This is a genomic window from Empedobacter tilapiae, assembly GCF_004785645.1.
Classification (GTDB): domain Bacteria; phylum Bacteroidota; class Bacteroidia; order Flavobacteriales; family Weeksellaceae; genus Empedobacter; species Empedobacter tilapiae.
The window spans coordinates 69,324-84,972 of record NZ_SRPE01000001.1 but is presented as its reverse complement, the minus strand read 5'-3'; the positions used below and the strand labels follow the sequence as shown (position 1 = coordinate 84,972).

At 31.5% G+C, this 15,649-nt stretch carries 13 protein-coding genes; 9 read left to right on the top strand and 4 right to left on the bottom strand.

Annotated features, from left to right (window positions below):
* Positions 1-6: 6 nt before the first annotated feature.
* The 4 genes from E4J94_RS00355 to E4J94_RS00340 all read left to right on the top strand — a co-directional run bounded on the left by E4J94_RS00355 (position 7) and on the right by E4J94_RS00340 (position 3,643).
* Complete coding sequence (locus E4J94_RS00355; protein ID WP_135833931.1) at positions 7-1,266, top strand: CinA family nicotinamide mononucleotide deamidase-related protein; 1,260 nt, start codon at positions 7-9, stop codon at positions 1,264-1,266.
* Positions 1,267-1,356: 90 nt separating this feature from the next.
* Entirely contained in the window at positions 1,357-1,668 is a 312-nt protein-coding gene (locus E4J94_RS00350; protein WP_135833930.1) for a GIY-YIG nuclease family protein, read from the top strand.
* Between the two features lie 126 nt (positions 1,669-1,794).
* Positions 1,795-2,961, top strand: coding sequence for a dicarboxylate/amino acid:cation symporter (locus E4J94_RS00345; protein WP_135833929.1), 1,167 nt, complete (start codon positions 1,795-1,797; stop codon positions 2,959-2,961).
* 55 nt (positions 2,962-3,016) lie between these two features.
* Positions 3,017-3,643: a porin family protein gene (locus tag E4J94_RS00340; RefSeq protein ID WP_168801804.1), complete on the top strand. Its 627-nt coding sequence runs from the start codon at positions 3,017-3,019 to the stop codon at positions 3,641-3,643.
* Here the strand turns inward: E4J94_RS00340 and E4J94_RS00335 are convergent.
* The 3 genes from E4J94_RS00335 to E4J94_RS00325 form a co-directional block, all read right to left on the bottom strand.
* A complete protein-coding gene (locus tag E4J94_RS00335; RefSeq protein ID WP_135833927.1) occupies positions 3,622-4,857 on the bottom strand; it encodes a DEAD/DEAH box helicase in 1,236 nt (411 codons plus the stop codon). The two genes, E4J94_RS00340 and E4J94_RS00335, sit on opposite strands and share 22 nt — an antisense overlap.
* A 74-nt stretch (positions 4,858-4,931) precedes the next feature.
* On the bottom strand, positions 4,932-6,023 hold the full coding sequence (locus E4J94_RS00330) for an RluA family pseudouridine synthase (protein ID WP_135833926.1): 1,092 nt from the start codon (positions 6,021-6,023) through the stop codon (positions 4,932-4,934).
* 11 nt (positions 6,024-6,034) lie between these two features.
* Entirely contained in the window at positions 6,035-7,021 is a 987-nt protein-coding gene (locus tag E4J94_RS00325; RefSeq protein ID WP_246034218.1) for a PASTA domain-containing protein, read from the bottom strand.
* 70 nt (positions 7,022-7,091) lie between these two features.
* Between E4J94_RS00325 and E4J94_RS00320 the strand changes: the two genes are divergently transcribed.
* The 3 genes from E4J94_RS00320 (at position 7,092) to E4J94_RS00310 (ending at position 10,844) form a co-directional block, all read left to right on the top strand.
* Positions 7,092-8,084, top strand: a complete 993-nt coding sequence (locus tag E4J94_RS00320) for a D-alanine--D-alanine ligase (RefSeq protein ID WP_135833924.1) — start codon at positions 7,092-7,094, stop codon at positions 8,082-8,084.
* Positions 8,069-8,533: a pantetheine-phosphate adenylyltransferase gene (gene coaD / locus E4J94_RS00315; protein ID WP_135833923.1), complete on the top strand. Its 465-nt coding sequence runs from the start codon at positions 8,069-8,071 to the stop codon at positions 8,531-8,533. The genes E4J94_RS00320 and coaD overlap by 16 nt, the downstream gene beginning before the upstream one ends.
* Before the next feature lie 112 nt (positions 8,534-8,645).
* The gene (locus E4J94_RS00310; protein ID WP_168801803.1) at positions 8,646-10,844 is read left to right on the top strand and encodes a T9SS type A sorting domain-containing protein; all 2,199 of its coding nucleotides are present in this window, start codon (positions 8,646-8,648) and stop codon (positions 10,842-10,844) included.
* 47 nt (positions 10,845-10,891) lie between these two features.
* Here E4J94_RS00310 and E4J94_RS00305 read toward each other — a convergent pair whose 3' ends face one another.
* Complete coding sequence (locus E4J94_RS00305) at positions 10,892-11,488, bottom strand: ribonuclease HII (protein ID WP_390891512.1); 597 nt, start codon at positions 11,486-11,488, stop codon at positions 10,892-10,894.
* Positions 11,489-11,752: 264 nt separating this feature from the next.
* On the opposite strand from E4J94_RS00305, the gene E4J94_RS00300 reads away from it, so the two are divergent.
* Both E4J94_RS00300 and E4J94_RS00295 read left to right on the top strand, forming a co-directional pair.
* Entirely contained in the window at positions 11,753-13,975 is a 2,223-nt protein-coding gene (locus tag E4J94_RS00300; protein ID WP_135833920.1) for a TonB-dependent receptor domain-containing protein, read from the top strand.
* A 12-nt stretch (positions 13,976-13,987) separates the two neighbouring features.
* Positions 13,988-15,631 carry a SusD/RagB family nutrient-binding outer membrane lipoprotein gene (locus E4J94_RS00295; RefSeq protein ID WP_135833919.1) on the top strand — a complete coding sequence of 548 codons (1,644 nt, stop codon included), beginning with the start codon at positions 13,988-13,990 and terminating at the stop codon, positions 15,629-15,631.
* Positions 15,632-15,649: the final 18 nt, after the last annotated feature.

Here is a 15,649-nt window from a genome sequence, read left to right as displayed (position 1 = left end):
TTGTGTATGAAAATTAAAGCGACATTACTTACAATTGGTGATGAAATTCTTATCGGACAAATTGTGGATACAAATTCTGCATTTATTGCCAAACAATTGAATACGATTGGGATTGAGGTGGAAGAAATTATTTCTGTTCAAGACGAAATGAATCATATTGTCGAAGCTTTTCAACGAGGAATTTCTAAATCAAATATTGTAATTGTAACAGGTGGTTTAGGACCAACAAAAGATGATAAAACCAAAGCAGCTTTGTGTCAATTTTTGAATTGTGAATTAGTTCAAGAACCTAAGGTTTTAGAGAATATTATTCAATTATTTCAAACAAGAGGTTACGCAAAAGAGTTAAATAGTTTGAATCAAGATCAAGGATTAATTCCAGAGAAATCTACTTTTATTCAAAATAAATATGGAACTGCGCCTTGTCTTTGGACTACTGTTAATGATAAAATTATCATCAATTTGCCAGGTGTTCCTTTTGAAATGAAAGGTTTGATACGCGATGAAATTATTCCAAGATTACAAAACCAATTTCAATCAGAAACTATTGTTCATCGTGATATTTTGGTGAGTGGAATTCCTGAAAGTGATTTGGCTCTTTTAGTTGAAGAGTGGGAAAATAATTTGCCCGAATTTATTCACTTGGCTTATTTACCCAACAGAACTTCTATTGATTTACGATTTTCAGCTTTTGGAACGAATAAAGAATTTTTACAAAATGAAATTCAATATCAGATTAATAAATTCAAATTAATTGCTGGAGAATTTCTAATTTCCGAAAATTCTGGAAGTGCGCAACAAGTTTTGGGTGATATTTTACGAGAAAAAAGATTGACAATTTCGACTGCCGAAAGTTGTACAGGAGGAAATATAGCAAGTTTGATCACGTCTGTTTCGGGAAGTTCTGCTTATTATTTCGGAACAATTGTTTCGTACGACACTTCGGTAAAAGTAAATTTGCTAAACGTGAGTCAATCTGACATTGATGAATTTACAGTTGTTTCGGAACAAGTTGCTAAACAAATGGCAAAAGGTGTTCGAAATCAATTAAAAACTGATATTAGTATTTCTACAACTGGTGTTGCTGGTCCAAATAAAGGTGAAGACGGAAAAGAGGTTGGAACGGTTTGGATTTCGATCACAAATGGTAATATAACATTGAATAAAAAATATTTTTATCCCTATTTGGACCGAGAAGATTTCACCAAAATTGTTTCCAATAATGCACTTAATTTGGCAATTCAGTTTGTGAGAGAGGAGTGTTAAAATAATAACTCTTGGACACTCAAAGTGATATGAAAAGATTATAAATAATACAGCGGTCATTCTGAGCTTGTCGAAGAATAAAGCTTTGTTATGAGAAAAATATATTATGTCTATATTATAAAATGTTCAGACAATTCGTATTATGTAGGAGTGACAAATAATCTCCAAAAAAGAATTAATGAGCATAACGACGGAATAAATCCTATGAGTCATACTTTTTCGAGAAGACCAATTAAATTAGTTTTTAATGAAGAATTTTTAGACGTAAACGATGCAATAATTTTTGAGAAGAAACTGAAAGGTTGGAGTAGAGCTAAAAAAGAAGCTTTAATTAATAATAGATTTGAAGATTTACCTTTATTATCAAAAAATAGAAAAGATTCTTCGACAGGCTCAGAGTGACAGTGTACTTTTTATTTTGTACTTTTTTAATGTCATATAATTTAGTAAAAAGATTTAAATATTTCCTAAAACATATTTAGTCTATTAAATTAATAGAGTTTATATTTGTCGCAAATTTTGTGTCAAATGTTAAAAAAGATTGCGAGCAATACATTATTTCGATTGCTTTTGGGTGTGATTGCCGGTTTGGTTTTAGGAAATTATCTGAACGAAAATACAATTCAAGTTGTATTATCCTTAAAATATTTTACAGGACAATTAATCTTCTTTTTGGTTCCGTTAATTGTAATCGGTTTTATTGTTTCTTCAATTACGAAATTAAGCGAAGGCTCAGCTAAAATAGTAGGTTTTTCATTATTAATTGCCTATTTATCTTCTATAGGAGCGGGGTTATTTTCGATGATTGCAGGTTATCAAATTATTCCAAATTTATCAATTCCAACTTCAGTCGATTCGTTGCGTGAAGTTCCAAAAATTTTATTTCAATTAGATGTTCCGCCAATTTTTTCGGTGATGACAGCTTTGGTTATTTCATTGATGTTGGGAATGGGAATTTTGATTACAAAAGCAAAGGAATTAGAAAAGATTTTTGATCAATTTAAAGATATAGTGATTCTTTTGGTGAATAAAGTTTTGATTCCAATTTTACCTTTTTTCATTGCAGCAAATTTTGCTGTTTTAAGTTACGAAGGGTCTATTGAAAAGCAATTACCTGTTTTCTTAAAAGTAATTTTGATAGTCATTGTTGGTCATTTTATTTGGATGACATTAATGTATACAATTGCTGGGTTTTATCATAAAACTAATCCATTCAAACTCTTAAAATATTATCCACCTGTTTACTTAACGGCAGTTGGAACAATGTCTTCGGCGGCTTCTTTGGGAGTTGCGGTAAAAGCGGTGAATGATAGTAAAGTAATCAAACCTACGATTTCTAATTTTACGATTCCATTTTTCTCGAATACACATTTATGTGGCTCAGTATTGACTGAAGTTTTCTTTGTGATGACGGTTTCTCAAGTCTTGTATGGTCATATTCCTGATCTAGGAACAATGGTAACTTTTGTTTTACTTTTAGGAATTTTTGCAGTTGGAGCACCAGGAGTTCCGGGTGGAACAGTTGTCGCTTCGTTAGGATTAATATCAAATGTTTTAGGATTTGATGAAGCTGGAGTCGCTTTAATCTTGACTATTTTCGCATTGCAGGATAGTTTTGGAACAGCATGTAACATTACAACTGATGGTGCATTGAGTATGATTGTGGATAAATATACAGAAAATCCAAAAGCATAATATTTTTTTAAAATAAACGTTAATAGATATATTAATGAATTATTTGACAAAATTTATGAATAAACTATTTTTAATTGGAGCTATTTTGTTTTCTGTTCCGAGTTTAGCACAGCAATCTTATGGGATAAAAGTTGGTGGACAAACAACAGGGATTACAAAAGCAGAAATGGGAGATAATCAAAATCAATATGGTTTTTACGTTGGAGGATTTTATACAATTCAGTTGAAAGATAATTTTAGTTTTCAACCAGAATTGATGTATTCTTATCAATCTTTTAATAATGTAAATGTTTCTTACACTGAATATTTTCAAATTGGACAAAATGATAATACAACCGAACCACGTTTTGATTTTAAATATAAAACACATCTTATTAAATTACCTTTGTTACTAAAGTATCAACCAAATAAAATTTATGTTGAAGCGGGTCCAGAGTTAGCCTATTTACTATCAGTACATGGGAAATATACTGATAAGTTAAATGAAATTCCTTCTGAGGACGGTAAATTGGAAAATATAAAACATTTTCAAGCTGCTATAGCTGTTGGTGGAGGGTATAAGATAAATGATAGATTAGAAGCTGGCTTGCGCTTATCTTGGGGATTGACAAAGTTTAGTGAATATTCTTATATTAAAAATTTTAATGTAGGGATTGGAATTTATTTTCTTTTTCCTCGATGAGGATTCTTTGGTTTTGTATCTTTTTTGGGTTTAAAACCTGTATTATTTTTCTTGAAATTATTATTGTTGCTATTCGCGTCAGGTAATTTATAAAACTCTTTTGGCGTTTTAATAACTGTCACATAATTACCAATTAATTTCTCAATATTTGCCAAATCACCTCTTTCGTCAGCAGCACATAAAGAAATTGCTTTTCCTTCGCGTCCCGCACGACCAGTACGTCCAATTCGGTGTACATACGTTTCAGGAACATTCGGTAATTCATAATTGATCACATAAGGTAATTGATCAATATCAATTCCACGAGCAGCAATATCAGTCGCAATTAAAACTTTCAACTTTTCTTCTTTGAAATCATTTAAAGCACGCTGTCTTGCATTTTGAGATTTATCACCATGAATCGCAGCAGCTGGAATTCCAGCCTTTTCCAAGTGTCTTACCAAACGATTTGCGCCATGTTTTGTACGTGTAAAAATCAAAGTACGATCTTCTGGATGTTCATTTAAAATGCTGACTAAAAGTTTCACTTTCATATCCTTGTCTACATGATAAACAAATTGCTCAACCGTTTCGGCAGTTGAAGAAACAGGTGTTACGCTAACTTCTTTTGGACGACGAAGAACTGAATGAGAGAATTTTCGAATGTTTTTTGGCATTGTTGCAGAAAAGAAAAGTGATTGTCTTTCTTTTGGAATGATTTCTAAAATCTTTTTGATTTCATGAACAAATCCCATATCCAACATACGATCGGCTTCATCTAAAACAAAAATCTCGATTTGATTAATTTTTAAATGTCCTTGTCCAATCAAATCTAACAAACGACCAGGTGTTGCAATTAAAATATCAACACCATTTTTGATAGCACCGATTTGTGGATTTTGATTAACACCTCCAAAAATAGCTAAATGTTTTAACGGTAAGTTTTTACCATATAATTTAAAACTTTCGTTGATTTGAATGGCTAATTCACGCGTTGGCGTTAAAATTAATGTTCTAACTTTTCTTCCTTTGCTCGGAGAATTTGTTAAATTTTGTAGAATAGGAATTGCAAAAGATGCCGTTTTCCCTGTTCCTGTTTGTGCGCAACCAATAATGTCATTTCCTTCTAAAACTAAAGGAATAGATTGCTCTTGAATTTCGGTTGGTTCTGTATATCCAGCCTCTTCAATTGCTTTTAAAATTGGTTCAATTATATTTAATTCTGAAAAATTCATTGATTAAAATCGTGTAAGTTTATATAGAAATAGATAAGCACTTCCGTAGAAGTGCTTTATAATTAAAAATAAATCTATTCCATTTCTTTTGCGTTGCGATCAATTTTTTCATCAGGTTCTGTTGCATGAACAGAGTTTGCTGAATAATTTCTCCAACGTTCTAAAATATCTATCATATCTGCAGGCATCGGAGATTCGAAATACATACGTTCTCCTGTTGTAGGATGATCAAACCCTAATGTGCGTGCATGTAAAGCTTGGCGAGGACAAGCTGCGAAACAATTGTCAACAAACTGTTTGTATTTGTTGAATGTTGTTCCTTTCAAAATGCGATCTCCGCCATAACGAGCATCATTGAATAATGGATGTCCCAAATGTTTGAAATGCGCACGAATTTGATGTGTACGACCTGTCTCTAATTTACATTCGACCAATGTAACGTAAGAAAAATTCTCCATTACTTTATAATGTGTCACAGCATGTTTACCTTGATCTCCGTCAGGAAAAACTGCCATTTGCATACGATCTTTTAAGTGTCGACCAATATGTCCTGTGATTGTTCCTTCTTGTTCTGCCAAAACTCCCCAAACCAATGCATTGTACAAACGGTCTGTTGTGTGAGCCGCAAATTGCTCTGCTAAACTTGTCATCGCAACTTCCGTTTTTGCAATAACTAAAAGTCCACTTGTGTCTTTGTCGATACGATGTACCAAACCAGGACGCTCCATTTGATCTGACATTGATGGTAAATTATCAAAATGAAACTTTAAGGCATTTACCAAAGTTCCTGTGTAATTTCCATGTCCAGGATGTACAACCATTCCAGGTTCTTTATCAATTACGACAACTTGATCGTCTTCGTAAATAATTTTGATTGGAATATCTTCTGCTATAACTTCATTCTCGCGAGGAGGAGTTTCTAACATAATCTGAATAAAATCTCCAGGCTTTACTTTATAATTCGATTTTACAGATTCATTGTTAACTAAAATGTTTCCGTTATCAGCTGCTTGTTGAATTTTATTTCTTGTTGCGTTCTCAATTCTAACCATTAAGAACTTATCTATACGCAATAACGATTGACCTTTGTCAACCGTTATTGAAAAATGCTCGTATAATTTATTGTCGTTTTCCTCTTGTAAGAAATCTTCTAAATCTTCTGTCATTTATTCTCTTTCTATTCTATAATAATCTCTTCTGGAGCTTTAGGCGTTTCTGTAGGCTTTGGTAGCTCTGTTGTTGGATTATTTTGTTGTTGCTGTTGCATATCTTTGATTTGCTGTTCAGCTTTTTGTGTTATAATATCTCTGTATTGAGTACCGCTAATAGTATCTTCGCCAAAATTTTTGTACTGAATATCTAGTTCTCTTAGCTGTGTTCTAATTTTTTCTCGAGGTTCTGTAGATAACCAAATATCAATTGGCTGACCTTGATCATATGTATCTGTTGCAAAAGGAAATTGATAAACAACTCTTGCATTGATTGTATCATGAGAAGTTCCAATAAATTTGATTTGACCAATCTCGAAGAAATTGTCTTTAATTGATTTTTTAGCATCTGTAAGTGTTAAATTAACCAAATTAGGCATTCTAACTCCAGATAACATTCCGCGTCCTAACACCAAATCAACTGTTGCAAAACGAGGTAATTGTTCACCTGCTTTTACAATTTTTCCGTTGTATAATATTTTAAGAACGGCATCTTTTGCTAAATCTGGTTCATAAATAATTTTTCCGATTTTAAGTCCAGAAATTTCTAATTGTGTAAAAGCTAAACGTTTTGATTTTCCAATTAAATCTGGTAATTCAACTGGACGATATGTTTTCGGATTTGATTTAATAAAGATACGACGACCTTCTTTTACACGTGATTCTGCTGCTGGATAAAAATCCATAATTGCAAAAGGTTTCGTATTTGGATCAAAACGAGAACTATCTACTTCGTATGTCAACCCAAGTTCTTCTAACTTGGCTGTAGCATCAGTAATATTCATTTTAGATAAATCCGGAACTTCAACAAATTCATTGTGATTTGTATACGAATCTAACCAAACGTTAAAAATAAAATGGTAAAGCCCAAATGATAGTGCTATTACAATAGCTACATTCAGCAAAACTTGAATGATTGATTTTACTCCTTTCATTGAAATGATAAATTGTCGCACAAATATAGTTTAAAAATAATATTTATGATTGATGTCAAAGTTCTATATTTGAATAAATTTTAAATTAAACATGTTAAGAGTAGCAGTTGTAGCAGGTGGATATACGGATGAAAGTGTGATTTCGTTAAAAAGTTGCGAGTTAATTTACTCAAGTCTAAATCCAGAAAAGTACGACAGAACAAGGGTTCGAATCTTAAAAGAAGGTTGGTTTGCCGAAATTGAAGGCGAAAAATATCCAATTAATAAAGGTGATTTCTCATTTGAAAAAAATGGAGAAAAAATTACGTTTGATGTCGTTTTTAATACAATTCATGGTACGCCAGGAGAAGATGGTTATTTGCAAGCGTATTTTGAAATGATTGATTTACCATACAATGGATGTCCTTTTTATCAATCTGCCTTAACATTTAATAAAAAAGATTGTATTGCAGTATTGAGCAAATATGGAATACCACATGCAAAATCAATATATATTAATAAAGGAGACAATTATACTTCAAAAGAAATTATTGATGAAGTTGGTTTACCTTGTTTCGTAAAACCAAATCGTTCAGGATCAAGTTTAGGAATTTCTAAAGTTCATAAAGAAGATGAATTTGAAGCTGCAATGCAAAAAGCTTTTCTTGAAGATAAAGAAGTTTTGATCGAATCTTTCTTAGATGGAACTGAGGTTTCGGTCGGAGTTTTAAATTACAAAGGAGAGACAATGGTTTTGGGGATTACAGAAATCGTTTCGCACACTGAATTTTTCGATTATGATGCAAAATATAATGGATTGTCTGATGAAATTACTCCAGCTCGTTTAACGCCAGAAGTTGAACAACGTGTGCGTGATGTTGCTGCAAAAGCATATAAATGTATTAATATGTCTGGATTTTCTCGTTCTGAATATATTATTGTAAATGGAGAACCGCATTTTATTGAAATGAATACGTTACCAGGTTTTTCTCCTGCAAGTATTTTTCCTCAGCAAGCTGCTTACGCAGGAATTGCTTTGGAAGATTTGATGGATAGTGAAATAGAATTTGCCTTAAATAGATCTTCACCATGGATAGAAGAATAGCAGTTTTCCCTGGGTCTTTTGATCCAATTACTTTGGGACATTTAGATATAATAGAACGTGCAGTTCCGTTATTTGATAAGATAATTGTTGCAATTGGAACAAACTCATCGAAAAATTATATGTTTTCCTTGGAACAACGAATCAAGTTTATTGAAGATTCTGTTGCGAGATTCGAAAATGTAGAAGTAATGGCTTATGAAGGTTTGACAGTTGACTTTTGTGATGAAGTAAATGCACAATTTATTTTACGTGGACTTCGTAATCCAGCCGATTTTGAGTTTGAGAAGGCAATTGCTCATACAAACCGAGCAATCACGAATCATAATATAGAAACAATCTTTTTATTGACGTCTTCTGGAAAAGCATACATTAGTTCTAGTATTGTTCGAGATGTAATGCGAAATGGAGGTAAATATGAAATTCTTGTTCCCGATGTTGTGAGGATTTAGGAAGAAATTTTTCTATAAAATATTTTAAGAGTAGATAATTTATCTGCTCTTTTTTTGTGTTATAAAAATTGAAAAGCAATATATTTACAACAATTAACACAAAATGAATGATATGAAGAAATTAATTTTACTATTAATTGCATTCGTATTTAGCACGCTAACATTTGGTCAAGAAAGACCAATTGCTAAAAAAGTGGAACAAGCTAAATTAACGAGTCGCAGTTTTAAATCTTACAATGTATTTGGTAATGCTATTCAACAAAAAGGAAATCAATTTGCTGATTTTGCAAAAGGTGTTTCTGTTTTTAAGCTAGAAAAAGTTGAGTTATCTAAATTGTATCAATCAAAACCAGTTTCGTTAACATTAGAAGTTCCATTCGAAAATCGCGAAATTAGTTTAGAATTGATTAAAAATGAAGCTTTATTTACAGATAATTTTAGAGCGGTTGATCAGAATAATCAATTAATTAACTATAAACCTGGTTTGTATTATCAAGGAATTATTAAAGGAGATAGAACTTCTGTCGTAGCGATTTCTATTTTTGAAGATCAAGTAATTGGTGTAGCTTCTTCTACAGCTTTAGGAGATGTTGTGATAGGTAAACTACAAAATTCAGAGGAGTATGTTACGTATTCTTCTTATAATGTAGAAGCTAAAAATAATGTAAAGTGTGCTGTAGATCAATTAGAAGAAAATAAAAACTACAAACCTAATTATGATCCAAAAATCTTAAAGAAGACTACGAATGAAATGACAGAAAAATGTGTTCGTGTTTATTATGAGATTGCTTATGCCCCTTATAAGCAGAATGGTTTAGATGAAACAAAAACCTTGAATTGGTTAACTGCTATTCATAATAATATAGCTACACTTTATACAAATGATTACATTAGAACATCTTTATCTAAGGTGATGATTTGGAAAGAACAAGATCCTTATACAGGAAATTACAGTGCTCAATTGAACAAATTCAGAACAACGAGAACGGATTTTGATGGAGATTTTGCACATTTAGTAAATTATCCATCTACTACTTCTGTTGCTTACCTAAATTCGATGTGTAATAATGAATATCATTATGCTTATTCTGGGATTAATATGACATATGGAGATGTACCAGTTTATTCTTGGACAATTATGGCGATGACGCATGAAATGGGGCATGCACTTGGATCTCCTCATACACATGCATGTTCTTGGAATGGAGATAATACTGCGATAGATGGTTGTGCTCCAACTTATGATCCTAGTTTAGCAGAAGGAACTTGTCCTACAGGACCAATACCTTATGCTGATAAAGGTACAATTATGAGTTATTGTCATTTAGTTGGTGGAGTAGGTATTAACTTTTCTAATGGTTTTGGAGAACAACCAGGGAATTTAATTCGTGCTACTGTTGATGGTAAAATTTGTTTAAGTACAGATTGTAGTATGACTTGTCAACAAACAATAAAATCAGTTTCAGGTACTCTTAATGGGCAGAGTATTTCTTATACGTTGAATGATGATATAGGAACAGTTTGGATTTATAAATTTCAAAAAATAGGAGATGTAGAAGCTCAATGGAAAGAAACAAAAACAAAAACATTAAAGTTTGATAATTTAGATAAAAATGCTTATTATAGAATTGAAGTAGCAAATAAATGTTCTGAAACATCTAATTCATCTTCAGTAACGGCAATTATCGAAATTCCAGGAGATTATTGTAATGGAGATTTGTATTATGATTCTGGAGGAGCAAATGGGAATTATTCTCCTAACGAAAATTTTATAAAAGTATTTAAACCTCTTGTTGCGGGCGAAAAAGTGTCAATCACTTTTACAGAATTTGATGTAGAACCTGCTGATGAAAATGGAGTTTATGATTATATGAATGTTTATAATGGAACATCTAGTAATGCTTCAAAATTATTTGAAAATGGAAAAGAATTAAATGGAAATAAGATTCCAGGACCATTTATTTCTACTGACGATTCAGGAGCTATTACAATTAGATTTAGATCTGATGGAGGATTAGAATTAAAAGGATGGGAAGCTCAAATTAATTGTAATTCTTTAGGGTTAGAAGATATCAATAAACTAGAATTTTCAATTTATCCAAATCCTACTACGGATTTTGTAACACTAACAAGTAAAGAAAGTATTGTTAGCTATCAGGTTTATGATATGGGAGGTAAATTATTATCTAAATTAAATAAATTAGATAAAAAAGAAGCTAAAATTGATTTTTCAAATTATCCAAAAGGTATCTATGTATTAAGTATAAAAACAGATAAAAGAACTTATACACAGAAAGTAACTAAAAAATAATTAGATTTATAAAATAAAAAAGGATACATTTTGTATCCTTTTTTATTTTATAAATCTAAACTTAATTGATCAGGTAAAAGTTTAAAACTCATTCGATGATAAGGAGAAGCTCCATATTCTTTTATAGCTAAACGATGAGCTTTTGTTGGATATCCTTTATTTTTTTTCCAATCATACATAGGAAATTCATTATGAATTTTTTCCATGTACTCATCACGATAAGTTTTTGCTAAGATAGAAGCTGCAGCTATATTCATATATTTAGAATCTCCTTTAATAATACATTTATGCGGAACATCATTGTATTTATTAAAACGATTACCATCAACAATAATCATATCTTTAGGACAATTTAATTGATCTATTGCTCTATGCATTGCTAGAAAACTAGCATTAAGAATATTTATTTCGTCTATTTCTTCTGGAGAAACAATTCCAACAGCCCAAAAAAGAGCATTTTCTTCAATGAAAATTCTTAAAGAATTTCTTTTATTTTCTGATAATTGTTTTGAATCATTAATGATATCATTTTCAAACTCCTTTCCAAGAATAACGGCAGCAGCAACAACAGGACCACTTAAACAACCTCTTCCAGCTTCATCACAACCAATTTCATATTCGAAGTTTGTTAATACTTTTTCCAAAATATAATTTTATTACAAAAGTATAAACATTAATAATAAGGATTATGATTATGAAAAAAATTAATATTTTTTAAATAAGAAACCAATGATTTTTATTCTCTGACTAAAATCATATTAAAATAAAGCTTAATATATTTCTTAATTTGATAAAAGATTATATTTTTTTTTGAAATTCTGATAAAAATATTAAACTTTAATAAAAAAAAGTTTTGTAAATGTTAGAGAAATCTTAAGTTTATAACAGTTTTAAAAATATTTTAACAAATGAGGAGAAATTTAAAAAACTTGTTTGTATTAGGAGGAATTCTTTTGGGAACTTCTTTATACGCACAAGAAAAGACAGTTACAGGTACTGTGACTGATCCAGAAGGTTTTCCAGTTGCTGATGCTGTTGTAAAAACAACGTCAGGAAAAGAAGTTTATACTGATGAAAATGGAGTGTTTAGTATAGAAGCTAAGCAAGGAGATTTAGTGACAGTAGAAGCTGTGGGATTACCAACACAAACATTTGCAGTTGGAGCAGGAACAGATTATAAAGTGACTCTTAAACCTTCTGAGATTGTAGAGTTAGAAGGGGCTGTTGTAACAGCATTAGGAATTACACGTGATAAGAAATCTCTTGGATATGCTTCACAAGAAGTAAAAGGAGATTTATTAACAAATTCTAGATCTTCAAATCCTTTAGCAGCGTTGTCTGGTAATGTTGCTGGAGCACAGATATCTACTCCTAGTGGTAATATCGGTGGATCTGCTCGTATTACTTTACGTGGTATTAGTTCTATTACTGGTGAAAATAGACCTTTAATAGTTATTGATGGGGTTCCATTAGATAACTCAAATTATAATTCAACAAACACTCAGAGAGGAGCTGGAGGGCGTGATTATGGAGATGCTTCTTTTGATATCAATCCAGATGATATTGAATCGATGAGTGTTTTAAAAGGAGGTCCCGCAACAGCACTTTATGGGTCTCGTGCTGGTAATGGAGTTATTTTAATTACAACTAAACGTGGTAAGAAAGGACGAGATTTTAAAAATTCATTAATAGATGCTACAACAAATGGAGGATTAATTATTAAAAATCTATACAATCTTTCTAATGGATACGAGCCAGCTACAGTAACAAATGGAGAGTATCATAAGAGAATTAATTCTGTATTTGGTGGAGCTTCTTTAGGTTTTGCTGATATGTTATATTTAGATTTAGGAGTTAGAAATGACTGGTCATCTACATTACCTTCATCGAATAATTCTTTTTTCTATCCTTCAGCTACATTAAGTTTTGTATTCTCTGAAGTAATTAAACAGAATTGGTTAACATTTGGTAAAATTCGTGGAGGATGGTCTAAGTCTGGAAATGATACAGATCCTTATAAATTGAATGATATATATTTGAATAGTATATATAATTCAGTTTCATTTGGAGGTGATCCTTATTTCATGATGAGTTTAGATAAAAATAACCCTAATTTAAGACCTGAAACAAAAAAATCTTGGGAGATTGGTTTAGAAATGGCAATGTTCAAAAGTAGATTATCTTTTGATGTAACATACTATAACCAAAAAACATCTGACCTAATTTTTCCAGTTCAAGTTGGACCTGATACAGGATACAATAGACAGTATTTAAATGCTGGAGAAATGGAAAATAAAGGGATTGAAGCAATGGTAAATATTGTTCCGATTCGAACAGAAGAATTTGAATGGGGAATGTCATTTAACTTCGCGAAAAATGAAAATAAATTATTGTCTTTAACAGAAGATATTGAAAATTTAGTTCTGACAAATGCTCCTTTTAATGCGCAATTAGTTGCTGCTGTAGGCGAGAAGTATGGACAAATTAGAGGTACTGATTTTGTTTATGATGATAAAGGTAATAAAGTTGTAGGTGCTGATGGATTATATCTATCAAGTGATATTAAAAATTTAGGGTCAATTTTACCAGATTATAACTTAGGTATTAGAAATTCATTTTCTTATAAAGGATTTAGTTTAAGTGCTTTATTAGATATTCAAAAAGGAGGAAAATATTTCTCTACATCTAATATTTTTGGAATGAACTCAGGTATGTTAGAAGAGACAGCTGCTAATGGGGTGCGTGAGAATGGTATTGTATCTAAAGGAGTTGTTTGGGATGCAACAGCAAATGGTAATCAGGGGGCATATGTTGAAAATACAAAAGTAGTTGAGGCGATGGAATATTTCCCTCATTATTATTCTGGCCCTGCTGCTCAAAATGTATTTGATGCTAGCTATGTGAAGTTACGTGAGGTTACACTTTCATATACATTTCCAGAAAGATTTAGAGGTCCTTTTGCTAATGTCGTTGTAACTGCTTTTGGTAGAAACTTAGCTACGTGGGGATTAGATAATAAAAATTTTGATCCAGAGATGACTACAGCAGGTAGTGGTAACATTCAAGGTTTTGAAGGAGGTTCTTTACCTTCGACAAGATCATTTGGTATGAATTTAAAATTGCAATTCTAAACTAAAAGAAAAATGAAAAAAGTTAAAATATTATTAGTTGCATTATCGTTAGGGTTTACTTCTCTAGGATTAACGAGTTGTGATACTAATTTTGAAGAAATTAATGGAAATCCTAATAACCCAGAAGAAGTGCCTATGAGCACATTGTTTAATGGTACTAATAGGTATTTGATAGAACAAACAAGAAATGGATGGTGGTCTGCACGTATTTCATTACCTTGGATGCAATATTCAGCTCAAAATATATATCTAGATGAGGATCGTTATGCTTATCGTGATGCTGGTCAAGCTCAAGCTGGATGGTTAGAATCTTTTAGAGCTGCTTCAAATTATAAACAAATTATTAAGTATGCTCAGGATCCTGATTATTTAAAAAGGTATAATTATGCTGATGGTGAAAATACAATCGCTTCAGCACGTATTATGTTGGCTTATACATTTGATAATTTGATTACTCACTTTGGTGATGTTCCATATTGGTCTTATGGAAATCAAGATCCAGATTTTCAAGCTTTAGATATTGACAAATTTAAAACTCCTGTTTATGCAAGTCAAGAAAAAATCTACAAAGATTTATTGAAAGAACTTAAAGAAGCAGAAGCTCAATTATCAGCATCTAAAGAAGGAATTCAAGGAGATTTAATTTATGATGGAGATATTGCTGCTTGGAAAAAGTTTGCTAATTCTTTACGTTTGAGAATTGCAAATCGTGTGAAAGCTAAATTACCAGAAGCGAATGATCATATTAAAGATGCGATAGCAAAAGGAGTAATTACTCAAAATGCAGAAAATGCTCAGATGGCATTTGAAAATTCTTCTGCTAATGGTAATCCATTCTGGAAAATGTATTATACAGGTACAGCTCGTATAGATTTCTTTCCAAATAGAACTTTTGTTACTTTGTTAAAAGGAGAAAAAGGTACATTTAAGAAAGTAGATCCTCGTTTATTTAAGTTTGCTGCTCCAAAAGGAATGAACTGGGCAGAGTATAATAAAGGTGAAAATTTTTGGTATTCACCTGATATTGATAATGATAGAAAGAGAGGGTTAGGGATGACTAAAAATAATTTATCAGACTATGTAGGTTTACCATATGGTATTCCGAATTCATTAAAAGCACAAGTAGAAGATTATTTTAAATTCAATTTATTTTCTCCTGACGTTTTGAATGCAACAAGACCTGAGATATTTATTGAAGCATCAGAAGTTAACTTTATTTTATCAGAAGTTAATGGTTGGAGTCAAGCAGAATATGTGAAAGGAATTGAGTTGTCAATGGATAAATGGGGTGTAGCTAAATCTGATATTACAACTTATTTAGCTGGTTTACCTACTGCTAATCAAGAAAATGTATTGGTACAAAAATATATTGCTTTATTTATGCAAGCTGATGAGGCTTGGAATGAATACCGTAGAACTGGTTATCCAAATAGTAGTATTTTATTAATGCCAGGAGCTCAAGGGACGTTAATGGATGGGGTTACAACTTATACATTTACTCCTCAAAGATCTGGAAATGTTGTTGCAAAAGACATTCCAGCTCGTTTAAGATATCCAGCTCTTCAACAAACATTAAATGGAAAGAACTGGGAGGTAGCTAAAGAGAAGCTTTCAAACAAAGACGAAATTGATTCTAAATTATTTTTTGCTAAATAATATAGTAATCATGTAGTT

What these genes read in the sequence shown, in the direction of transcription:
- E4J94_RS00345 (WP_135833929.1), top strand. Translation starts at nt 1,795, where the DNA reads ATGTTAAAAAAGATTGCGAGCAATACATTATTTCGATTGCTTTTGGGT.
- E4J94_RS00300 (WP_135833920.1), top strand. Translation starts at nt 11,753, where the DNA reads ATGAGGAGAAATTTAAAAAACTTGTTTGTATTAGGAGGAATTCTTTTG.
- E4J94_RS00340 (WP_168801804.1), top strand. Translation starts at nt 3,017, where the DNA reads ATGAATAAACTATTTTTAATTGGAGCTATTTTGTTTTCTGTTCCGAGT.
- E4J94_RS00335 (WP_135833927.1), bottom strand. Translation starts at nt 4,857, where the DNA reads ATGAATTTTTCAGAATTAAATATAATTGAACCAATTTTAAAAGCAATT.
- coaD (WP_135833923.1), top strand. Translation starts at nt 8,069, where the DNA reads ATGGATAGAAGAATAGCAGTTTTCCCTGGGTCTTTTGATCCAATTACT.
- E4J94_RS00310 (WP_168801803.1), top strand. Translation starts at nt 8,646, where the DNA reads ATGAAGAAATTAATTTTACTATTAATTGCATTCGTATTTAGCACGCTA.
- E4J94_RS00295 (WP_135833919.1), top strand. Translation starts at nt 13,988, where the DNA reads ATGAAAAAAGTTAAAATATTATTAGTTGCATTATCGTTAGGGTTTACT.
- E4J94_RS00320 (WP_135833924.1), top strand. Translation starts at nt 7,092, where the DNA reads ATGTTAAGAGTAGCAGTTGTAGCAGGTGGATATACGGATGAAAGTGTG.
- E4J94_RS00330 (WP_135833926.1), bottom strand. Translation starts at nt 6,023, where the DNA reads ATGACAGAAGATTTAGAAGATTTCTTACAAGAGGAAAACGACAATAAA.
- E4J94_RS00355 (WP_135833931.1), top strand. Translation starts at nt 7, where the DNA reads ATGAAAATTAAAGCGACATTACTTACAATTGGTGATGAAATTCTTATC.
- E4J94_RS00350 (WP_135833930.1), top strand. Translation starts at nt 1,357, where the DNA reads ATGAGAAAAATATATTATGTCTATATTATAAAATGTTCAGACAATTCG.